General features: G+C 65.2%; 19 protein-coding genes. 3 read left to right on the top strand and 16 right to left on the bottom strand.

Annotation, left to right across the window (positions count from 1 at the left end; all coding sequences use genetic code 11):
• Positions 1-82: 82 nt before the first annotated feature.
• From ACVISU_RS40025 to ACVISU_RS40000, 6 genes are all read right to left on the bottom strand, one after another.
• Positions 83-679 (bottom strand): MerR family transcriptional regulator, encoded by a 597-nt coding sequence (locus ACVISU_RS40025; RefSeq protein ID WP_050400927.1) that lies wholly within the window; start codon positions 677-679, stop codon positions 83-85.
• Between the two features lie 28 nt (positions 680-707).
• Complete coding sequence (locus tag ACVISU_RS40020) at positions 708-1,043, bottom strand: integration host factor subunit alpha (RefSeq protein ID WP_021079083.1); 336 nt, start codon at positions 1,041-1,043, stop codon at positions 708-710.
• Between the two features lie 130 nt (positions 1,044-1,173).
• Positions 1,174-2,151, bottom strand: coding sequence for a beta-ketoacyl-ACP synthase III (locus ACVISU_RS40015; RefSeq protein WP_456710592.1), 978 nt, complete (start codon positions 2,149-2,151; stop codon positions 1,174-1,176).
• The gene (gene plsX / locus ACVISU_RS40010; RefSeq protein ID WP_456710591.1) at positions 2,148-3,209 is read right to left on the bottom strand and encodes a phosphate acyltransferase PlsX; all 1,062 of its coding nucleotides are present in this window, start codon (positions 3,207-3,209) and stop codon (positions 2,148-2,150) included. Before plsX ends, ACVISU_RS40015 begins: the two co-directional genes overlap by 4 nt.
• 311 nt (positions 3,210-3,520) lie before the next feature.
• Complete coding sequence (locus ACVISU_RS40005; protein WP_456710590.1) at positions 3,521-4,114, bottom strand: YceD family protein; 594 nt, start codon at positions 4,112-4,114, stop codon at positions 3,521-3,523.
• Positions 4,111-4,662 carry a ubiquinol-cytochrome C chaperone family protein gene (locus ACVISU_RS40000; RefSeq protein ID WP_456710995.1) on the bottom strand — a complete coding sequence of 184 codons (552 nt, stop codon included), beginning with the start codon at positions 4,660-4,662 and terminating at the stop codon, positions 4,111-4,113. The genes ACVISU_RS40005 and ACVISU_RS40000 overlap by 4 nt, the downstream gene beginning before the upstream one ends.
• A 137-nt stretch (positions 4,663-4,799) precedes the next feature.
• Here ACVISU_RS40000 and ACVISU_RS39995 point away from each other — a divergent pair, with 137 nt between their 5' ends.
• Positions 4,800-5,279 carry an outer membrane protein assembly factor BamE gene (locus tag ACVISU_RS39995; RefSeq protein ID WP_456710589.1) on the top strand — a complete coding sequence of 160 codons (480 nt, stop codon included), beginning with the start codon at positions 4,800-4,802 and terminating at the stop codon, positions 5,277-5,279.
• A gap of 156 nt (positions 5,280-5,435) precedes the next feature.
• Positions 5,436-6,443, top strand: a complete 1,008-nt coding sequence (locus tag ACVISU_RS39990; RefSeq protein ID WP_456710588.1) for a Bug family tripartite tricarboxylate transporter substrate binding protein — start codon at positions 5,436-5,438, stop codon at positions 6,441-6,443.
• Positions 6,444-6,463: 20 nt separating this feature from the next.
• Here the strand turns inward: ACVISU_RS39990 and ACVISU_RS39985 are convergent, their stop codons facing one another.
• The 9 genes from ACVISU_RS39985 to glyA all read right to left on the bottom strand — a co-directional run bounded on the left by ACVISU_RS39985 (position 6,464) and on the right by glyA (position 15,024).
• Complete coding sequence (locus tag ACVISU_RS39985; RefSeq protein ID WP_172803586.1) at positions 6,464-6,619, bottom strand: hypothetical protein; 156 nt, start codon at positions 6,617-6,619, stop codon at positions 6,464-6,466.
• Between the two features lie 136 nt (positions 6,620-6,755).
• A complete protein-coding gene (locus tag ACVISU_RS39980; protein WP_050400932.1) occupies positions 6,756-8,876 on the bottom strand; it encodes a sodium-translocating pyrophosphatase in 2,121 nt (706 codons plus the stop codon).
• A gap of 223 nt (positions 8,877-9,099) precedes the next feature.
• Complete coding sequence (thiL, locus tag ACVISU_RS39975) at positions 9,100-10,101, bottom strand: thiamine-phosphate kinase (protein ID WP_456710587.1); 1,002 nt, start codon at positions 10,099-10,101, stop codon at positions 9,100-9,102.
• 138 nt (positions 10,102-10,239) lie between these two features.
• Complete coding sequence (gene nusB / locus ACVISU_RS39970; RefSeq protein WP_050400934.1) at positions 10,240-10,734, bottom strand: transcription antitermination factor NusB; 495 nt, start codon at positions 10,732-10,734, stop codon at positions 10,240-10,242.
• Between the two features lie 2 nt (positions 10,735-10,736).
• Complete coding sequence (ribH, locus tag ACVISU_RS39965) at positions 10,737-11,228, bottom strand: 6,7-dimethyl-8-ribityllumazine synthase (protein ID WP_050400935.1); 492 nt, start codon at positions 11,226-11,228, stop codon at positions 10,737-10,739.
• Between the two features lie 213 nt (positions 11,229-11,441).
• Complete coding sequence (locus ACVISU_RS39960; protein ID WP_050400936.1) at positions 11,442-12,050, bottom strand: riboflavin synthase; 609 nt, start codon at positions 12,048-12,050, stop codon at positions 11,442-11,444.
• Positions 12,050-13,222: a bifunctional diaminohydroxyphosphoribosylaminopyrimidine deaminase/5-amino-6-(5-phosphoribosylamino)uracil reductase RibD gene (ribD, locus tag ACVISU_RS39955; protein ID WP_456710586.1), complete on the bottom strand. Its 1,173-nt coding sequence runs from the start codon at positions 13,220-13,222 to the stop codon at positions 12,050-12,052. The genes ACVISU_RS39960 and ribD overlap by 1 nt, the downstream gene beginning before the upstream one ends.
• Entirely contained in the window at positions 13,219-13,701 is a 483-nt protein-coding gene (nrdR, locus tag ACVISU_RS39950; RefSeq protein ID WP_050400938.1) for a transcriptional regulator NrdR, read from the bottom strand. Before nrdR ends, ribD begins: the two co-directional genes overlap by 4 nt.
• Positions 13,702-13,722: 21 nt before the next feature.
• On the bottom strand, positions 13,723-15,024 hold the full coding sequence (gene glyA, locus ACVISU_RS39945; RefSeq protein WP_050400939.1) for a serine hydroxymethyltransferase: 1,302 nt from the start codon (positions 15,022-15,024) through the stop codon (positions 13,723-13,725).
• A 627-nt stretch (positions 15,025-15,651) separates the two neighbouring features.
• On the opposite strand from glyA, the gene ACVISU_RS39940 reads away from it, so the two are divergent.
• Positions 15,652-17,931 (top strand): TonB-dependent siderophore receptor, encoded by a 2,280-nt coding sequence (locus ACVISU_RS39940; protein WP_456710585.1) that lies wholly within the window; start codon positions 15,652-15,654, stop codon positions 17,929-17,931.
• Between the two features lie 228 nt (positions 17,932-18,159).
• On the opposite strand, the gene ACVISU_RS39935 is transcribed toward ACVISU_RS39940, so the two are convergent.
• Entirely contained in the window at positions 18,160-20,373 is a 2,214-nt protein-coding gene (locus ACVISU_RS39935) for a TonB-dependent receptor family protein (RefSeq protein WP_456710584.1), read from the bottom strand.
• Positions 20,374-20,408 lie beyond the last annotated feature (35 nt).

Raw genomic sequence — 20,408 nt, 5'->3', positions numbered from 1 at the left:
GTTCGCGCAAGGCGGCGCGGGCCTTTAAGCCTGCAATTGGGACCCCGGTTCCCATGCCAGCTTGCTTGGCGGCTTCCTCGGCTCAGCCGTCCTTCATCGCCGCGTCGATCATCTGCCGGCAGGCGACCAGCTCCTGCAGCGCGCGCTCGAGCCGCTCCCGGTCCATTGGCGGAACGGAGGGCCTGACCGCCGGCGCAGCGGACGCCTTGCCCGTGTGGGCGTGCGCCTTCTTATAGGTCGACAGGATCGGGTCCTCGTCGGGATCGACGAATCGGTAGTCGATCCCCCCTTCGTCGCCGTCGCCCTCCTCGCCGTCGAAATCGAGGCCGTCATTGCTCTCGAGGTCGTCGGGCTCGGCCATGCTGTTGCCGACCGCCTCCTCGACCGCGCCGAACGACACGGCGGCGGTCTGGTCGGCGATGCCCTGCACCGACTTGATGCCGTGCTCTTTCAGGATCCGCTGCACGCCGCGGATGGTGTAGCCCTCGCCGTAGAGCAGTCGGCGGATACCCTTGAGCAGGTCGACGTCGTCGGGGCGATAATAGCGGCGTCCGCCGCTGCGCTTCATCGGCTTGATCTGGGCGAAGCGGGTTTCCCAGAACCTCAGCACATGCTGAGGGATATCGAGTTCGTCAGCGACCTCGCTGATGGTACGGAACGCATCCGGCGCCTTGTCCAAATGCCCGCTCCTCTGGCTTCAATGCCTGTTAATCGGCCTTGCTGCCGTCGCCATTTGTGACGGCATGGCCATTGATCCGCTGCTTCAGGATCGCCGACGGCTTGAACACCATCACACGCCGCGGCGAGATCGGCACCTCGGTGCCGGTCTTTGGATTACGCCCGATGCGCTGGCCCTTCTTGCGCACCATGAAGGAGCCGAATGAGGACAGCTTCACCGTCTCGCCCTTTTCCAGGCAATCGGTGATCTCCTTCAGCACCAACTCGACAAATGCCGACGATTCCGTGCGCGACAGACCTACCTTTTGGTAGACCGCCTCACACAAATCGACGCGCGTCACTGTTTTTCCGGTTCCCGTGGTCATCGCCTGCCCCGCACTCTCGGCGAACAATTTCTTGACTGAAATTAAAAGCTTAGCGCGCAATGGTCAACAGCGACCAGCATCCGGTCGCTGGAAAGATGCCGGCAACCTGCCGATACTCTTTGGCGATGCGCTACCAGCGCACGAGCGCCGACCCCCAGGTGAAGCCGCCGCCCATCGCCTCGAACAGCACCAGATCGCCCTTCTTGACCCGTCCGTCCCTCACGGCGACCGACAGCGCCAGCGGGATCGAGGCCGCCGAGGTGTTGCCGTGCTTGTCGACCGTCAGGACCACTTTCTGCGGCGCAATATGCAGCTTGTGGGCCGAAGCATCGATGATTCGCTTGTTGGCCTGGTGCGGAATGAACCAGGTGATGTCGTCGGCGGTGAAGCCGGTGGCGTTGAACGCATCGACGATCACATCGGTGATCATGCCGACGGCGTGCTTGAATACCTCGCGGCCTTCCATCCGGAGATGGCCGACCGTCTTGGTCGAGCCGGGACCGCCGTCGACGAACAGCTTCGACTTGTGGCGACCGTCCGAGCGCAGATGCGTCGTCAGCACGCCGGGATCGTCCGTCGTGCCGGAATGCTGCTGGGCTTCCAGCACGACCGCGCCGGCACCGTCGCCGAACAGCACGCAGGTACCGCGATCGTTCCAGTCCAGGATACGCGAGAAGGTTTCGGCGCCGATCACAAGCGCCCGCTTGTGGGCGCCGGCGCGCAGGAAATTGTCCGCGGTGGTCAGCGCGAAGACGAAGCCGGAGCACACCGCCTGCAGGTCAAACGCGACGCCGTGGTTGATGCCGAGCCCGTGCTGGACTGCGACCGCGGTCGCCGGAAACGTATTGTCGGGCGTCGAGGTCGCCAGCACGATCAGGTCGATCGACTGGGCGTCGATCTTGGCATCGGCGAGCGCAGCGCGCGCGGCATTGATGGCCAGATGCGAGGTGAACTCGTCATCGGCGGCGATGTGCCGCTCGCTGATGCCGGTGCGCTGCACGATCCAGTCATCCGACGTGTCGATTCGCTGAGCCAGTTCGGCGTTGGTCAAAACCCGCTCCGGCAGATATGAGCCGCAGCCGAGCACTACCGAACGTATCGCAGTCACGAGACAGCCTCCTGCGTGGTCTGCGCCTTTACCAGGGCGCTGCCGTCGCGGTTGAGCATCTGGTTGATCTTGGTGAGGAGATCGTAGTGGGCCATCTCATAGCCAACATCCACCGCATAGGCAAAGCCTTCCGCGTTGATGCCGCCATGGCTCTTGACCACCACGCCGTTCAGGCCGAGCAGCAGGCCGCCATTCGACTTATTGGGATCCAGCTTGTCGCGCAGCTTCTGGAACGCGCCGCGGGCAAACAGATAACCGATCCGCGCCAGCCAGCTCGACGACATCGCCTCGCGCAAGAGCGTGAACATCTGGCGCGCGGTTCCCTCGGCGGCCTTGAGTGCGATATTGCCGCTGAAACCTTCCGACACGATCACGTCGGCGAGCCCCTTGCCGATCGCATCGCCCTCGACGAAGCCGATATAGTTGAACTGGGGCGCGTTCATCGCGCGCAGCATCTCGGCGGCCTCGCGGATTTCCCCGTGCCCCTTGATCTCCTCGGACCCGATATTGAGCAGGCCGACGGTCGGCCGTTCGAGGTTGAACAGCACGCTCGCCATGGCGCTGCCCATCACCGCGAGCGTCGCCAGATGGCGGGCATCGCCGCCGATCGAGGCCCCGAGATCGAGTACCACCGAATTGCCGCGCAGCGTCGGCCACGCCGCAGCGAGCGCCGGGCGGTCGACGCCCGGTAACGTCCGCAGATTGATACTGCCCATCGCCATCAGCGCGCCCGAGTTGCCGGCGGAGACCGCAACATCGGCCTCGCCATGCTTCACCGCATCGATCGCCAGCCACATCGACGAGGCCCTGCGGGTCCGCCGCAGCGCTTGGCTCGGCTTCTCGTCATTCTTCACCGCGACGTCGGTATGGATCACCTTCGATACCGCCTTCAGCGCAGGATGTTTCGCAAGCTCCGGCTCGATCTGGGCGCGGTCGCCGACCAGCAGGAATTCGCTGTCGGGATGACGGCTCAACGAGATCGCGGCGCCGGGAATGACCACCGATGCGCCGACGTCGCCCCCCATGGCGTCAAGCGCGATTCGAACCTTATGAGGCATGAACGTCCCGGAAGCCTGCTCTCCCACAGCCCTTCAGACGAAGGCCGCGAGCTTGAAGTCACCGCCGTCAACGGCGCGCGGCGAAACACCAACTCGCGTCCCGGCCGGGCCGCGACAATAGCGTGTCCGCGGTCCGACACAACCTCTTGACCACAAACAACCGAGCTGCCGAACCGTCACGCAAGACATCAAGACATACCTGAAATACATGATATTTCAAACTATTACGACACATACTTGAAGTAACTGGAAATACCCCTCGCGCAGGCCTGCAGGCAAGTCATCCCCTCAAATGTTGGCGCTGGCTGCCCTCAACTCCCCTTTGGCTTCTTGCCGTCGGCCTTGTCCTTCAGCGCCTTCAGCGCGGCGAAGGGATGATTTTCCGGATCAGGCGCTTCAACCTCTTGTTCAAAGACCGCGTCCGGCTTGCGCGGATAGGGATCGATGCCGAGAAACAGCGCATCGGTGGCAAGCCGGCCGATGTCGATGAAGCCGCCTGTGATCGGCTCCGGCGGGTCCGGGGTCTCCTCGTCGCTTTCCTCGGCGTCGTCGACGAGGTCGGCCATCTCCGGGATCTGCTCGGGCGGCGCGAATACCACGTCGATCGGCTCGACGATCTCGTTCTCGATCGGATCGAGCGTTACCACGCAGGTCTGCCCGATCCGCGCCCGAACCCGGCCGGTGACGTGGTAGCTGCCGTCGCTCTTGGGCTGCAGGTCGAACTCGGCCTGCGCGGAGATGACTTCGCGCAATTCCGCGACCTCGGCCATCGCCTTGCGGGCCGCCTCGTCGGCGGTGATCTCGCGACGCAGGCCGGTCTCGGGAATCTGCGCCACATTGACCAGAACCCGCCAGGGATCGCGGTCGCGCGTTGCATCGGTGCGCCCGGTGGTGCTGCCGCTCATGCCGTGGTCCTCGCAGCCTGCGGCGCCGGGAAGCGCCATGCGCCCTCGGTCAGCGTCGCGAGATCGGCGCGTACCAACTGCGTCACCGCCTCCCTTGCGTAGGCTGCGAGCTCGCGGGCCTTGTCGATGTTCTGGCCGTTGAGGATGTTCTTGCAGAACGAGGCGGCCAGCGCCTCGTCGCCGTCGGCCAGCGCTAGGTCATAGGCCGCGGTGCGGCCGTAGAAGGCCTCGCCGAACGCCTGCATGCGCTTGGGCACCGTCAGGTCGCCGACGCCCATTTCCCTGAGATTGTCATCCATGTCGATACAGAAATGATCGAACAGGGCCTGCGAGAGCTCCACGCCGCCTTCTGCGGATTTCAATCGCCGCAGCACCAGCCACAGATGCATCAGAAGCAGGTCAAAACGGCCATTAACCGTGTCCGGAACGCCCAAGTCACGGTAAAATAACGGTTCTCGCGCCTGCGTCACGATCATGCCATAGATGGTCTCAATGGTGCTGCGCGCGGGCACCCGGGGTCTTCTGAAGTGATTGAACGGCCAAAGCATAGTGGGTTCCGGCTGCCGGTCCCCCGAGGGACGCCTGTTGACGGGGCGCCCGCAGGACGCCGGCATGATTGCAATCCATTGAGCTGCCCGGTACGTCAATGCCCCGGCCGATGCAAGAGGACGGATCAGATCCGCCGATGAACCACACGCTTTCCCGACAGTCTCGCGCGGCTTCCGCGCGTGGGTTCCTTTCGCGCTTCCGCGCCATCGCGGTCGTTGGTCTGTTCTGCGCCGCCGCGCTCGGCGGCTGCGCCGGCGAGCAATTCCAGAAGGGCTACATCCTGCCCGACGGAGCGCTCGAGCAGATTCCGATCGGCGCGAGCCAGGATCAGGTGCTGATCGTGCTCGGCACGCCCTCCACGGTCGCAACGCTCGACGGCGAGGTGTTCTACTACATCTCGCAGCGGACCTCGCGCCCCGTCGCCTTCATGAACCAGCGCGTGGTCGACCAGCGCGTCATCGCGGTCTATTTCGACAAGAACCGCCAGGTGCGCCGGCTCGCCAATTACGGCCTGAAGGACGGCAAGATCTTCGACTTCGTCAGCCGCACCACGCCGACATCGGGCCAGGAAATGTCCTACCTGACACCGCTCTTCAAGCTGCTGAGCTTCAACTAGAGCATTTTCGAGCGAAGTGGACTCCGGTTCGCGTGAAGAAAACGCGTCAAACCAGAGTCCAGAGCTTAAGCACTGCGCCAGTTTGTCGCTTGCCCCACGGGCAAGCGCTCCCCTACGCTTGCTCGCAAACAAGAAGCCTGAGCAGGGGGTAAGCGCGTGAGAGCGAACAGATTTTCCCGTCGTACGGTATTGTCGGGCACGGCCGCATTGGCAGCCGCGTCGATCCTGCCGCGTGCCAGCCTCGGTGCCGGCGACTGGCGGCCGACCGAGACGGTTCGGATCATCGTGCCGGCCGCAGCAGGCGGCTCGACCGACGTGATGGGCCGGCTGCTGGCGGCGCATCTGCAGCCGCTCTGGGGCCAGTCGGTTGTGGTGGAGAATCGCTCCGGCGCCGGCGGCACCATCGGAACGGCCGAGGTCGCCCGCAGCAACGGCGACGGCGATACCATTCTGATCGGCAATCCCGGTCCCAACGCGATCGCCTACAGCATTTTCCGCAACCTGACCTACAGGGCCGACCAGCTGCAGGCGGTCTCCAACTTGATCCGGATCCCGAACATCGTCTCGGCGCATCCATCGACCGGCATCAAGTCGATCCCCGAGCTGATCGCCTATCTGAAGAAGAACCCCGACAAGCTCACCTACGGCTCGTCCGGCACCGGGCAGAGCCCTCACCTCACCGGCGCCTGGTTCCTGCAACTGACCGGGCTGAAGATGACGCATGTGCCGTTCCGCGGCGCGGGCCCCGCGCTGCAGGCCGGGCTCGCCGGCGACATCCAGATCCTGTTCGACAATCTCTATCCGTCGCTGCCGCAGGTGCTGGACGGCAAGCTCAACGGGCTCTGCGTCACCACGCCCGAACGCAGCGAGTCCGCACCCAACCTGCCTGCAATGCGCGAGGGCGCGCCGGAGCTCGCCAAATTCGACGTCGCGTCCTGGTTTGGCGTGTTCCTGCCGAAGACCGCACCTGCCCCGGTGCTCGACGAACTGAACCGCCAGGTCAAGGCGATGCTCGAGCGCGACGACGTCAAGAAGAACATCGCGGGCATGGGCGCGCGCGCCGACTACGGCACGCCGCAACAATTTTCGGATTTTGTCGACGCCGAGACGAAGAAGTTTGCCGCCATCATCGAGAAGGAAGGCTTGCAGATGGAGGTCAAGTGACAGCCGCGGTCACAGTCTTCCTACGATGACTTGTTGATCTTCTTGATCTTGGCATCGGTCGCTTCCATCGACATCGCCAGCTCCATGATCGCCTGCGACAGCAGCTCGATGGCCTCCTTCTGATCCTGCGACTTGGAGGCGCGGAGCGCAAAGTTTCGGGCGGATGAGAGCGACATCGATTGATCTCCGTTTGGTTGGCGCCTGGCTCGGCGGATAGCCGATCAATCCGGCAGTACACCGAACCAGGTCCATGCAAAACAAAAACCCCGCGGCTTGCACCGCGGGGTTTTGCATTCAGTCTTGTCGCGGCGCTCAATGCGCCAGGATCGCCAGCAGCAGCAGCGCCACGATGTTGGTGATCTTGATCATCGGGTTGACCGCCGGGCCCGCCGTGTCCTTGTAGGGATCGCCGACGGTGTCGCCGGTCACCGCGGACTTGTGGGCGTCAGAGCCCTTGCCGCCGTAATGGCCGTCCTCGATGTACTTCTTGGCGTTGTCCCAGGCGCCGCCGCCCGAGGTCATCGAGATCGCGACGAACAGGCCGGTGACGATGACGCCGAGCAGCATGGCGCCGACCGCGGAGAACGCCGCCGACTTGCCGGCCGCGCCGCCGCCCGCGATCGCGTAGATCACGAAATAGACGACGATCGGCGACAGCACCGGCAGCAGCGAGGGGATGATCATCTCCTTGATCGCGGCCCGGGTCAAAAGGTCGACCGCCTTGCCGTAGTCCGGCTTGTCGGTGCCCTGCATGATGCCGGGCTTCTCGCGGAACTGGCGGCGGACTTCCTCGACGATCGCACCGGCCGCGCGTCCGACCGCGGTCATGCCCATCGCACCGAACAAATACGGCAGCAGGCCGCCGAACAGCAGGCCCACCACCACGTAGGGGTTGTTGAGCGAGAAGTCCGGGTTGACGCCCTTGAAGTAGGCGTGGGCGTTGGCGTCGCTGATGAAGAATTTGAGGTCCTGGTTGTAGGCCGCAAACAGCACCAGCGCGCCGAGACCGGCGGAGCCGATCGCGTAGCCCTTGGTCACCGCCTTGGTGGTGTTGCCGACCGCATCGAGCGCGTCGGTCGACTTGCGCACTTCCTTGGGCAGCCCCGCCATTTCGGCGATGCCGCCGGCGTTGTCGGTGACCGGGCCGAAGGCGTCGAGCGCGACGATCATGCCGGCCAGCGCCAGCATGGTGGCGGTCGCGATCGCGATGCCGAACAGGCCGGCCAGGCTGTAGGTGACGAGGATGCCGGCGATGATCACGATCGCGGGCAGCGCGGTCGCCTCCATCGAGACCGCGAGGCCCTGGATCACGTTGGTGCCGTGACCGGTGACCGAGGCCGCCGCGATCGACTTCACCGGGCGATAGTCGGTGCCGGTGTAGTATTCGGTGATCCAGATGATCAGGCCGGTGACGGCAAGACCGACCACGCCGCACCAGAACAGCGACATGCCGGTGTAGTCGACGCCGTCGAGCTTGCCGAAGCCGATCAGCCAGTTGATGACGGCCGCGACACCGATCAGCGACAGGATGCCGGTGGCGATCAGGCCCTTGTAAAGGGCGCCCATGATCGACTGGCTGGCGCCGAGCTTGACGAAGAAGGTGCCGATGATCGAGGTGATGATGCAGATGCCGCCGATCGCGAGCGGCAGCGTCATCATGTTCAGCAGGATCGGAGTCTTGGCGAAGAAGATCGCCGCGAGCACCATGGTGGCGACCGCGGTCACCGCATAGGTCTCGAACAGGTCCGCCGCCATGCCGGCGCAGTCGCCGACATTGTCGCCGACATTGTCGGCGATGGTGGCAGGGTTGCGCGGATCGTCCTCGGGGATGCCGGCCTCGACCTTGCCGACGAGGTCGCCGCCGACGTCTGCACCCTTGGTGAAGATGCCGCCGCCGAGACGGGCGAAGATCGAGATCAGCGAGGCGCCGAAGCCGAGCGCCACCATGGCGTCGACCACGGTGCGGCTCCCCGCCTCCAGACCCATGAACTTGACGAGCACCATGAAGTAGATGGTGACGCCGAGCAGCGCGAGACCGGCAACCAGCAGGCCGGTGATCGCGCCCGCCTTGAAGGCGAGTTCGAGGCCGCCGGCGAGCGAGGTGGTCGCCGCCTGCGCGGTGCGCACGTTGGCGCGCACCGAGACGTTCATGCCAATGAAGCCGGCCGCGCCCGACAGGATGGCGCCGATCGCAAAGCCAATCGCCACCGGAAGGCCAAGGAAGTAGGCCAGCACCACGAAGATCACGATACCGACCATGCCGATCGTCGTGTACTGCCGCCGCAGATAGGCTTGTGCGCCCTCGCGCACCGCGCCTGCGATTTCCTGCATGCGGGCATTGCCCGCATCCGCGTTCAGGACCGACTGGGTCGCCCAGATCGCGTAGACGATGGAAAGCGCCCCGCAGAGCACTATCAACCACAAAGCTGTCATTGAATGTTGCCTCAGATCCTTGATGTAACCCCCGCGCCTTCTTGTGCCGCTAGGGGGGCGGCAGGCGCTTATTTTGCGAGGACAACCCTCCCCAAAAACGGATTGCCTCAAATCGGGCGCGACCTTGCCAAAATCGTTACCGCTGCGCAACGCCACCTGTGGCCGAAAGCGCCGATATTGGCAGCTATTTAGAGGGAAAATCGGCGCGTTTCGGTCGGACGTTCTAGAAATGGCTGTAGGACAGGCGCTTCAGCGCCAGTTCCCTGCCCTGTCCGTCGAGAAAGCTCGGCGGCGACAAGCCTGCAATGAGGCCACCGATCGCAGTCACGGCGACCTTGGCCCGCCGTGCCTCCCGCACAAAGGCGTCCGCGCGATCGCCCGGGACCGCGCACAACAGTTCGTAATCATCGCCGCCGGCAATCAGGGTCTCGACCCCGATCGCCTTGCGCGCGAGCAGTCCTGCAGCTGCGGGCGATAACGGGATGCTCGGCACGTTGATCACGGCCGTCACTCCGCTGGCTGCACAAAGCTTGGCCAGATCGCCGGCGAGACCGTCGGACACGTCCATCGCCGCGCCGGCGTGGCTGCGGACCGCGTTGGCAAGTGCGTTGCGCGGCTGCGGAACGCGGTAGCGAGCGGCAAGAAAATCGCGGCCGGCGGGATCGTCCGCAAGTGCCGCCGCAACCGGACCGCCCCGCAGCACATCGAGGCCGAGCGCGGCATCGCCGATCGTGCCGGTCACGAACACGCGGTCGGCGGCCCTTGCGCCTGCGCGGTGCACCATCTTGCCCTGAGGCAGCCGCCCGAACGCGGTGATCGAGATCATCAGCGGACCCGGCGTCGAGACTGTGTCGCCGCCGAGCAGCGGGCAGCCGAAATGGGCAGCGTCCTCGCCGAGCGCTCGGGCAAACGGCTTGAGCCAGGCCTCCTCGGCGCCGCGCAGCGCCAGCGTCAGCACGAAACCGGCCGGCATGGCCCCCTTGGCAGCGATGTCGGACAGGTTCACCCGCAGCGCCTTGCGCGCCAGCGTGTCGGGCGGATCGTCGGGAAGGAAGTGCACGCCCTCGACGATCGCGTCCGTGGTGACCACGATATCCTCGCCGGCCGCGCGCAGCGCCGCGGCGTCGTCGTCGAGCCCGAACGCCCCCGGATCGCTCGCCAGCGGCTTGAAATAGCGCGCGATCAGGGGGTCTTCGCCGGAGGGATTGCCGTGACGCTCCGTCATGTCGCGCGCTTTCCCCTCAGCTGTCATCGCCCGGCTTGACCGGGCGATCCAGTACGCCGCGGCAGCTGTTGTTGCCAATAACCGCCGCGGCGTACTGGATCACCCGCATGCGCGGGTGATGACGGCAGAATACGTGGTTCAGTTCCGCACAAATTCGTCGCCGCGGAACTGGCGTGCGATCTGGTCGAGCACGGCGTTGACCATGCCGGTCTCGTCCTTCTCGACGAAGGCGTGCGCGACGTCGACATATTCGGAAACCACCACGCGGCCCGGCACGTCCCGGCGGTGCTCGAGCTCGTAGGACCCTGCCCGCAGCACCGCGCGCAGGATCGCATCGATCCGCTTCAGCGGCCAGCCCTTCGACAGCGCCTCGTCGATCAAGGGATCGAGCTTGGCCTGGTCGCGCACCACGCCGGAGACGACGTCGCGGAAGAAGGCCGCTTCCGCCGGCAGGTATTTCTCGCCTTCGACCTCGTTGCCGAGCCAGTGGCTCTCGAACTCGGCGAAGATGTCGTTGATGCCCGCGCCGCCGATGTCCATCTGGTACAGCGCCTGCACGGCAGCGAGGCGTGCTGCGCCGCGCCGGTTGGCTTTCCTGTCGGGGGCTTTCGCGGGCTTCTTGTTGTCAGCCATGGTCAGGCCTTTGCCAGGCGGCGTTTGATCCGCAGCATCGCGATCGCCGCGCGCGCCGCGTCGCCGCCCTTGTTGAGCTCGCTGGCGCGCGCCCGCGCCCAGGCCTGCGCCTCGGTGTTGACGGTGAGGATGCCGTTGCCGAGCGGGAATTTCCGGCTTACGGCCAGATCCATCAATCCGCGCGAGGATTCCTGCGAGACGATCTCGAAATGGATGGTGTCGCCGCGCACCACGCAGCCGAGCGCGATCGCCGCGTCATAGGGCTTGCCGTTCGCCGCTGCGGCATCGATCGCAATCGCAATCGCGGCCGGAATCTCCAGCGCGCCTGGCACCGTGATCACGTCATGGCTGGCGCCGGCCGCCTTGATCTCGGCGAGCGCCCCTTCCAGCAGCGCATCCTGGATGTCGTCATAAAACCTGGCCTCGACGATCAGCACGCGTGCGCCTGTGATGTCGGTCTGGTCCTTCAGGGGTGCGCGCCGCGCGTCAGCCATTGCAATACCAATCGGAACTTGGGGAGGAGTTGTGCTGCGTTTTAGGCGCAGCAGGCGCTAAAGCCAAGGGCCATACTGGCCCGGATGTCACCACGATCGGCCTGATTTTTCGGGTCGGCTTCGCCCGCAATGCATGGGCCATGCGGCCCAAGGCCACCCGCGGTGAACAGGCAGATAAGGACGTCTGCCTCGGCCGCAATGCCGAGGCCGAAGCTATTTCATCTCCGACAGCCGTGCTGCGTAGCGGGCCATCAGGTCGACCTCGATATTGACCTCGCTGCCGGCCTTCCAGCCGCTCAGGGTGGTGACGGACAGCGTATGCGGGATGATCAGCACCGAAAAGGTGACATCGTCGACCGTATTCACGGTCAGCGACACGCCGTCCAGCGTGATCGATCCCTTCGCCGCGATGAAACGCGCCAGCTCGCGGGTGGTTTTGAGCTCGAAGCGCGCCATGTCGGGCAGATCGTCGCGCTTGACGATGGTCGCGATCCCATCGGCATGGCCGGCCACGATGTGGCCGCCGAGTTCGTCGCCGATCTTGAGCGCGCGCTCGAGGTTGAGCCGGCCGCCCTGCGCCCAGTGCCTGGCGGTGGTCATGCCGAGCGTCTCGGCCGCGGCATCGACGTCGAACCAGGTCTTGCCGTCAGCGGTGCCGGAGGCGACCACGGTGAGGCAAACACCGTTGCAGGCGATCGAGGCGCCGTCGGCGATCGTGGTCTGGTCGTAGTCGCAGGCAATCCGCATCCGGTGCAGCTGCCCCTGCGCCACGGGCTTCAGGCTTACGATCTCGCCAATATCGGTGACAATTCCGGTAAACATTACGCACGCTCGTAGATTGTGAGACTGTCGTTATCGAGGATTTCGCTAGCACGAAGGCGGAAGGCCGGCGACTGCGTGATTGCGGCGAGCGGCATTGCGTCCAGCGCGGGAACGCCGTCGGCGCCGATCGCATCTGGTCCGCGCAACAGCCAGATCTCATCGACGAGGCCGGCCGCCACGAAAGAATTTGCCACGCGCGCGCCACCCTCGACGAGCAGCCGCGTAATGCCCTTCTCCGCCAGCGCATGCAGCACCGCCGGCAGATCGAGCCCAGGTTGCTGGCTGGACGCAACGCGGATCACCTCTGCGCCGGCAGCACCAAGCTTCATCGCGGCCGGCGCCTCGGCGAGATCTGATGTCACCACCCAGAGCGGCGTCTCGCGCGCGGAATGCACGAGGCGGCTGTCGCCCGGGATCCGCAGCGCGCGATCGAGCACCACCCGCACCGGCGAACGATCAGCCATGCCGGGCAACCGGCAGGTCAGCATTGGATCGTCGGCCCTGACCGTGCCGATCCCGACCAGGATCGCATCGCTCTGCGCGCGCAACAGATGCACACGAGTTCGCGCGGCCTCGCCGGTGATTGCAACGGGCTTATGATTGGCGGCTGCGATCTTGTCGTCGGCGGACACCGCGAGCTTGAGGATCACATGGGGACGCTGATCCGCGATCCGGCGAAAATGCCCGGCATGGTCGCGCGCGGCCTCCGCCGAACACAGCCCGACCTCGACCGCGATCCCGGCCGCGCGCAGCTTGGCGTGCCCCTTCCCTCCGACCTCCGGATTGGGGTCCTCGATCGCCGAGACCACGCGGGCGAGCCCGGCCGCGACCACGGCATCCGCGCAAGGCGGCGAGCGGCCGAAATGCGAGCAGGGTTCGAGCGTGACGTAGAGCGTCGCGCCCCGCGCCGCGCTACCCGCCCGCCGCAGCGCCTCGACCTCGGCATGCGGGCGGCCGCCTGCTTGCGTCCAGCCGCGGCCGACGATGACACCGTCCTTGACGATGACGGCGCCGACCGCCGGATTGGGCCAGGTGCGCCCGAGCCCGCGGCGACCGAGCGCAAGCGCAAGCTGCATGAAGCGCAGATCGGCGGCCTTTGCCGCTTCCTTGGCAGCTTCCTTGGCCTCTTTGGCTTTCTGCCCGAGCTGCTCTTCCAGAATACGGAAGATCATTTTCGCAACGTCGCGATCCGCGGGTCCTCTTCGCCGGTCAGCTCGTCGAGCACGGCCTCGAAGTCCTTGGCCTCGCGGAAATTACGATAGACCGAGGCGAAGCGCACATAGGCGACGTCGTCGAGCTGGCGCAGATGCTCCATCACGATCTCGCCGATCGCCTCCGAGGAGACCTCCGCCTCGCCGCCGCTTTCGAGCTCGCGGACGATGGTGGACACCATCTTCTCCACCCGCTCCGACTCCACCGGACGCTTGCGCAAGCTGATTTGCAGCGAGCGCACCAGCTTGTCGCGATCGAACGGCACACGTCGCCCGTTGCGCTTGATCACGGTGAGCTCGCGCAGCTGCACCCGCTCGAAAGTCGTGAAGCGGAAGTTGCAGGCCATGCAGACGCGCCGCCTGCGGATGACGGCGGAGTCCTCGGTCGGACGCGAGTCCTTGACCTGCGTATCGAGAGAATTGCAGCTCGGACAACGCATCCGACGGGACCTCTAGGACCTTTACTGATAAATCGGGAAGCGATCGGTCAGCGCCTTGACGCGCTCCTTGATCGCGGCCTCGACCAGCGGCGCCTTGCCGTCCGGTGACTGCGCCAGCGCATTCAAGACTTCCGCGATCATGCCACCGACCTGCTTGAACTCGGCCACGCCGAAGCCGCGCGTGGTCGCAGCCGGTGTGCCGAGACGCAGGCCCGAGGTGACGAACGGCTTCTCGGGATCGAACGGGATGCCGTTTTTGTTGCAGGTGATCGCAGCGCGCACCAGCGCCTTCTCCGAGATGTTGCCCTTCAGACCCTTCGGCCGGAGGTCGACCAGCATCAGATGGTTGTCGGTGCCGCCGGACACGATATCGAGGCCGTGGCCGCGCAGCGTCTCCGCCAGCGCCTTGGCGTTCTCGACCACGTTCTTGGCGTAGACCTTGAAGTCCGGCCGCAGCGCTTCGGCGAACGCGACTGCCTTGGCCGCGATAACGTGCATCAGCGGACCGCCCTGCAGGCCGGGGAAGATCGCCGAGTTCAGCTTCTTGGCGAGCGTCTCGTCGTTGGTCAGGATCAGGCCGCCGCGCGGACCGCGCAGCGACTTGTGCGTCGTGGTGGTGGTGACGTGGGCGTGCGGCACCGGCGAGGCGTGCACGCCGCCGGCGACGAGGCCGGCGAAATGCGCCATGTCGACCAGCAGATACGCGCCGACGGAGTCCGCGATCTCGCGGAAGCGCTTGAAGTCCCAGGCGCGCGAATAGGCCGAACCGCCGGCGATGATCAGCTTCGGCTTGACCTGCTCGGCCTGCCTCGCGACCTCATCCATGTCGATGATCTGGTCCTCGCGGCGCACGGTGTAGTGCGCGGCCTTGAACCACTTGCCGGACATGTTGACCGGCGAGCCGTGGGTGAGATGGCCACCGGCGGCGAGGTCGAGGCCCATGAAGGTGTCGCCGGGCTGCAGCAGCGCCAGGAACACCGCCTGGTTCATCTGGCTGCCGGAGTTCGGCTGGACGTTGGCGAAGCCTGCGCCGAACAGCTTCTTGGCGCGCTCGATCGCCAGGTTCTCGGCGACGTCGACCCACTCGCAACCGCCGTAGTAGCGCGCGCCCGGATAACCCTCCGCGTATTTGTTGGTCATCACCGAGCCCTGCGCCTCCAGCACGGCGCGGCTGACGATGTTCTCGGAGGCGATCAGCTCGATCTCGTGGCGTTGCCGGCCGAGTTCGCCCTTGATCGCGGCGGCGATCTCGGGATCGGCCTCGGCAAGGGTCGCCGTGAAGAAGGAGTCGGGCGCGGAAGCGGTCTTGGAGGATGAGGTCATCGGCGAAATATCTCCACCGCCGCAAGCCTTTACACGGGATGCGGACGGTCACGAGTGGCGGTCGAAGCTGGTTTCAGAGGGTTATCACATCACCCCAAAATGGCCAAGCGGTTGCGGTCCCCGGCGGTCAATTATGCCAGATATGGTGGGGATGGCCGGGATTGCCAGCCGGCGGGACCGAGCCCGTCCGCGGGCCCGGTACCGGTCCCCCCAGACGGCATGGCCACGGCGGCCTGCGGAGCGAACGGACGCCCGCTTTCCCGAGCGGCCCCCCCATCGGGGCCGACGCCTCACGGCGCGGGCAGCGCCCTCTGGCTTCGCCAGTGCCGGTCCCTCAATCATGCTCTACTCAATGACGCGACGACCGACGCTCTGGATCATCACGCGCGCGAACATGATACATCGAGTCACGAGATGATTTTGAATCATTCGATTTTTGAATCGTTCAACACTGGATCGATTCAAGCGTCTCACGCGATGCGTGCAATTGTGCGCCGTACTCCGTTGTCCCTCAGTCACACACATCAGCTTTGCGTGCAGCTTCGATAGCTTCTAACCGCGCGCGGGCCGTTCGCGAAAATCACCGTGATAACGACGCCGAAGAAAACTTCTCTTTGGGGGCGTTGAATGACGGACGGATGGATTCGGCCGCAGCGGTTTGCTGCTTCGGCCTTGGTGATGGTTTCGGTTGTTGCTGCGGACAACGCCGTTGCGCAAACGCAATTGCCCTCCGTGACAGTCGATGCGCCCTCGCACCGGCAAGCCGCGCGATCGCAGCAGCCATCGCAACGGACCACGCACGCACGCAGCGCCGCGCGCCGCGCAACAGCCGCGCCAGTGGGCGCGCAGCAGCCGGCCGCACAGCAGGCCCCGAGCGCAGGCGGCGGACATGAGCGCGGCAATGGCCCGGTCACCGGCTATCTGGCGCGACAGAGTGCGAGCGGCACCAAGACCAGCACGCCGATCATCCAGACGCCGCAATCGGTGACGGTGATCAGCGCCGAGCAGATCCGCGACCAGAAGATCGTCAGCAAGTTCGACGAGGTGCTGCGCTATACGCCGGGTGTCATCGGCGGCACCTACGGCGCCGATTTCCGCAACGACTGGTTCATGATCCGCGGCTTCCCCGCGCAGAACGAGTCGCTGTTCCTCGACGGCCTGCAACTATTCTACACCTCGTATGCGAGCTGGAAGCTGCAGCCGTTCAATCTCGAGCGCGTCGAGGTGCTGCGCGGTCCGTCCGGCATCCTGTATGGCGGCTCGGCGCCGGGCGGCCTCGTCAACGCGGTGAGCAAGCTGCCGCAGGCCGAGCCCATTCGCTACATCGAGACCGGCGTCAACAATTTCGGCAACGCCTATACCCAGTTCGACATCGGCGGCGCGACGGCGCAGCCCGGCGGCGGCCAGCTGCAGTATCGCCTGGTCGGCCAGGCCCAGGGCGGCGGCACCCAGACCGACTATGTCTACGACAACAATTTCTTCTTCGCCCCGTCGGTGACCTGGCGGCCGGATGCCGACACCAGCCTCACCGTGTTCGGCCTCGCCTCGCACAGCAACACGCGCGCGCTGAACTTCCTGCCCTATGTCGGCACCGTCACCAACGCGCCGTTCGGCCGAATTCCGACCGGCCTGTTCGCCGGCGACCCCAGCGTCGACCAGTTCCGCCGCGACCAGCAGATGGTCGGCTACCAGTTCCAGAAGAGCGTGAGCGACAACGTCGACTTCCGCCAGAACGCGCGCATGGCGCATGCCGACGTCTACTACGCCGGCCTCTACGGACTGGGCTACGCAACGACGCCGGCGGGCGGCGATATCACCCGCGGCAATTTCTACACCCGCGGCATCGCCACCCAGCTCAACCTCGACAATCAGGTCGAATACCGCTTCTCGACCGGCGCGCTGCAGCACACCGCGCTGGTCGGCGTCGACCTGAAATATTACGGCATCGACGACCGCCAGGGTTTCGGCATGGGCACGAATCTCAACGTGTTCAATCCGGTCTACGGCAACAATCTGCCGTATGGCGGCCCGCTGTATCAGAACGCCTATCTCACCCAGGGCATGGCCGGGCTCTATCTGCAGGACCAGGTCAAGCTCGATCGCCTGACGGTCGTGCTGTCGGGGCGCCAGGACTGGGTCGATCTCACCAACAACAACCGGATCGGCGCCGATCAGGGGCGCGACGACAGCAAGTTCTCCGGCCGGGTCGGCGCGATCTACAATTTCGACTTTGGCGTTGCGCCCTACGTCTCCTACATGACCGGCTACAATCCGGTCATCGGCACCAATGCCGCCGGCCAATTGCTGCTGCCGGAGACCTCCGAGCAGACCGAGGTTGGCGTCAAGTACGAGCCGGTCGGGCTCAACGCGCGGTTCGGCGTCGCGTATTTCGATCTCAAGCGCAAGAACGCGCTGACGACGGATCCGAACAACACGCTGTTCCAGACCCAGAACGGCGAAGTCACCTCGCGCGGTGTCGAGCTCGAGGCGGTCGCGAACATCACGCGGGATTTCAAGCTGGTGGCGAGCTACACCAATTACGAGCTGTTCGTCAGCAAGGACCTCAATCCCGCGCTGATCGGCACCGTGCCGACCAACACGCCGCGGCAACTCGCCTCGGTGTGGACCGACTATACGTTCCGCGACGGGCCGCTGAACGGCTTCGGTTTCGGCGGCGGCGTGCGCTATGTCGGCTCGTCCTTTGCCGATACCGCGAACACCGCGCGCGTCCCCGGGGTCGTGCTCGGCGACCTCGCCTTGCATTACGAGTGGGACAACAACTGGCGCGCGGCGCTCAATGTGGTGAACGTCACGGACAAGATCTACGTCGCGAGCTGCGCGACCATCAGTTCGTGTTACTACGGCGATCGCCGGCGCATCACGGCAAGCCTCGCCTACAAATGGTGAGCATGCCGCGAAACATTCTGTTCACAAAAGGATGATCGAGAGGCGACGTTCAGCCGCCTCTCTTTTTTGATCCTCGTCAGGGTGGCGTCAGCAAGCCGCGCTAGGTTCTCGCCGCGGCAACGCTTGCCGCGCCCAGACTGGCCCGCTCCGAATTGCGAGCCCCGGAGCGGGCCTTTTACATGCCGGGAGCATGACAGGGTTTCACGCGACGGCCAGTTCGCATCCAGCTCACCATCGATAGCGCAGCCCCGCATAGATCGCCCTGCCCGTTCCGGGCTCGAACAACGGTGATGCCGCATTGGCGCGGTCGATGATGCTGGCGCTCGCGATATAGGCCTTGTTGGCGATGTTGCGCGCCTCGATATAGCCGGACACCGGACCGCCATTGTCGAAGCCTGCCTTGAGCCCCCAGATCGCGTAGACCGACGTCATCAGCGTGTTGGCGCTGTCGACGAAATAGGCCTGCGGCACCCATTCCAGATTCGGGCCGACGTAGAGCCCGGTCGGATGCTTGTAGAGCAGCTCCGCCCGCACGAAGTGGCGCGGTGCCCCCGGCAACTGATTGTTGCCGAACACCGGATCGTTGTCGAAGCGGAAATCGTTCAGGGTGTAGGCGATGTTCAGCCAGACCTTGTCCGGCGCCTGGCCGCCGACGAAGAGGTCGCGGAAGATCGCCGCGCCCGCCCCGGCCTCGATCCCCTGATGGACCGTCTTGTTGGCGTTGGTGACGTTGCAATTGCCGAACGCGCTGTAGAGGCACAGCAGTTCGTTGTCGATTTCGGACCGATAGAGCGTGACCTCCCAGGCATAGTCCGGCCGCTTCATGCGGGTGCCGACCTCGTAGGTCGTCGCGGTCTGCGGCTTGATCGAAAAGAACGGAATGTTGGGCAGGGTCGGATTGAGGAAGTTCGGGCTGACGCTCTCGCCGAAGCTCGGCACTTCGGCGCTGCGCGAGACGTTGCCGAACACTTGCCAGCTCGGATCGACCTGCCAGAGCAGGCCGGTCTTGGGGCTCCACAGGCTGAAGCTGCTGCGGCCGTTGAGATCGCCATTGGTCGAGAAGTTGACGTGCTGGTCGCGCACCGCGAACAGATATTGCGTGCCGGCGATGAAGGCGACCTTGGGCAGGAAGTAGAACGAATTCTCCGCGAACGCCGAATAGTTCTCCGGGGTCTGCCGCAACGACGACGTCTGCGCGCCTTTGAAGCCGCCGACATTGACGAATTGCTGGGCATCGATCGTGCCGTTGACGACGTTGACGCCGGCGACGAAGCGGTTGCGGAAGCCGCCGATGACGCGGTCGTCGGTGACTTTCGCAAAGCCGCCATAGTCCTGGTAGCGATAGTCCAGCCACTGGAAGATCGGATGCATCAGATGCCGGTCGACGCCGAACGCGCCGAATTCGAGCTTGACGTCGTCGAGGCGGATGGTCGTCTTGTTGGCGACCCGCACAGTGTCGATGTTGCGCTGCCAGTCATTGGCGACATTGACGGGTGCAGCCGTGGTCGGCGACGTCAGCGCCGTAGTCCGGTCGACGCTGCCGGGGATGCGCTGACGCACCTCGTTGGCATTCAGGTAGAACCGGGTCTCGACGTCGGGCGAGATCTGGTAGCCGACATTGGCGCTGAGCTTGTTGCTCGAGCCGAAACTGTGATCGCGGAAGCCGTCGGAGGCCTGCGTGGACGCGGTGACGAAGCCGTCCCACGGTCCGTTCGCGCCACCGGCATTGACCTGCAGCCTCCTCGTGTTGAACGCGCCGAAGTCGAACGAGGCGCCATTCGGGTTCGGATCGCGTCCGGTCGGCGTGACGAAATTGATTGCCCCGCCGAGCGAATTGGCGCCGAACTGCAGCGCGTTGCCGCCCTTGTAGACCTCGACATATTTGTACGCGGTCGGGTCGATCTCCTGAAAATCACCGTAGCCGTCGGAGGTGTTGATCGGAATGCCGTCCATAGTGAGCTGGATGCCGCGCAGATGGAAATTGCGCGACAGGCCGGAGCCGCGGATCGACAGCCGCGTATCGTCGCCCCATTTCGGCTGCGCGAACACGCCGGGAACATAGTCGAGGATTTCCTTGATCGTGTTGGCCACAGTCGAGTTGCGGTAGGCCGCGGCCGGCACCAGCGCGACGCCGCCCGGGGTGTTGTTGATTTCCTTCAGCGCCTGTTGTGCCGACAGCACGGCGAGCGCGGCGCGGGCGCCGCCGCCCTCACCGTTGGCCGCTTGCACGGGCGCGGCAGGAAGGCGCGCGGTCCGCGCCGGGGCGCTGCGCACGGCGCGCCGCTGCGGACGCACCGATGCGTCCCGCCGCGGCTGCGGTGCGTCGACCGTGACTGATGGGAGTGTCGATTGCGATGTGGACTGAGCGCTTGCAGGCGAGATGAATGCTGCGGCGGTGCCGGCGAGCGCACAGGCTCGCAGCCGCGCGATGGCGAATGACATGGCTGGACTCCGGATTTGAACTGACGAGCGGGATG

Source organism: Bradyrhizobium sp. USDA 4452 (assembly GCF_054063575.1).
This window is presented reverse-complemented; position numbering and strand designations above follow the sequence as displayed.

What these genes read in the sequence shown, in the direction of transcription:
- nusB (WP_050400934.1), bottom strand. Translation starts at nt 10,734, where the DNA reads ATGGCTGACAACAAGAAGCCCGCGAAAGCCCCCGACAGGAAAGCCAAC.
- ribH (WP_050400935.1), bottom strand. Translation starts at nt 11,228, where the DNA reads ATGGCTGACGCGCGGCGCGCACCCCTGAAGGACCAGACCGACATCACA.
- ACVISU_RS40020 (WP_021079083.1), bottom strand. Translation starts at nt 1,043, where the DNA reads ATGACCACGGGAACCGGAAAAACAGTGACGCGCGTCGATTTGTGTGAG.
- ACVISU_RS39995 (WP_456710589.1), top strand. Translation starts at nt 4,800, where the DNA reads ATGAACCACACGCTTTCCCGACAGTCTCGCGCGGCTTCCGCGCGTGGG.
- ACVISU_RS40005 (WP_456710590.1), bottom strand. Translation starts at nt 4,114, where the DNA reads ATGAGCGGCAGCACCACCGGGCGCACCGATGCAACGCGCGACCGCGAT.
- ACVISU_RS39935 (WP_456710584.1), bottom strand. Translation starts at nt 20,373, where the DNA reads ATGTCATTCGCCATCGCGCGGCTGCGAGCCTGTGCGCTCGCCGGCACC.
- thiL (WP_456710587.1), bottom strand. Translation starts at nt 10,101, where the DNA reads ATGACGGAGCGTCACGGCAATCCCTCCGGCGAAGACCCCCTGATCGCG.
- ACVISU_RS39960 (WP_050400936.1), bottom strand. Translation starts at nt 12,050, where the DNA reads ATGTTTACCGGAATTGTCACCGATATTGGCGAGATCGTAAGCCTGAAG.
- plsX (WP_456710591.1), bottom strand. Translation starts at nt 3,209, where the DNA reads ATGCCTCATAAGGTTCGAATCGCGCTTGACGCCATGGGGGGCGACGTC.
- ACVISU_RS39940 (WP_456710585.1), top strand. Translation starts at nt 15,652, where the DNA reads ATGACGGACGGATGGATTCGGCCGCAGCGGTTTGCTGCTTCGGCCTTG.
- nrdR (WP_050400938.1), bottom strand. Translation starts at nt 13,701, where the DNA reads ATGCGTTGTCCGAGCTGCAATTCTCTCGATACGCAGGTCAAGGACTCG.
- ACVISU_RS39980 (WP_050400932.1), bottom strand. Translation starts at nt 8,876, where the DNA reads ATGACAGCTTTGTGGTTGATAGTGCTCTGCGGGGCGCTTTCCATCGTC.
- ribD (WP_456710586.1), bottom strand. Translation starts at nt 13,222, where the DNA reads ATGATCTTCCGTATTCTGGAAGAGCAGCTCGGGCAGAAAGCCAAAGAG.
- ACVISU_RS40000 (WP_456710995.1), bottom strand. Translation starts at nt 4,662, where the DNA reads ATGCTTTGGCCGTTCAATCACTTCAGAAGACCCCGGGTGCCCGCGCGC.
- glyA (WP_050400939.1), bottom strand. Translation starts at nt 15,024, where the DNA reads ATGACCTCATCCTCCAAGACCGCTTCCGCGCCCGACTCCTTCTTCACG.
- ACVISU_RS39985 (WP_172803586.1), bottom strand. Translation starts at nt 6,619, where the DNA reads ATGTCGCTCTCATCCGCCCGAAACTTTGCGCTCCGCGCCTCCAAGTCG.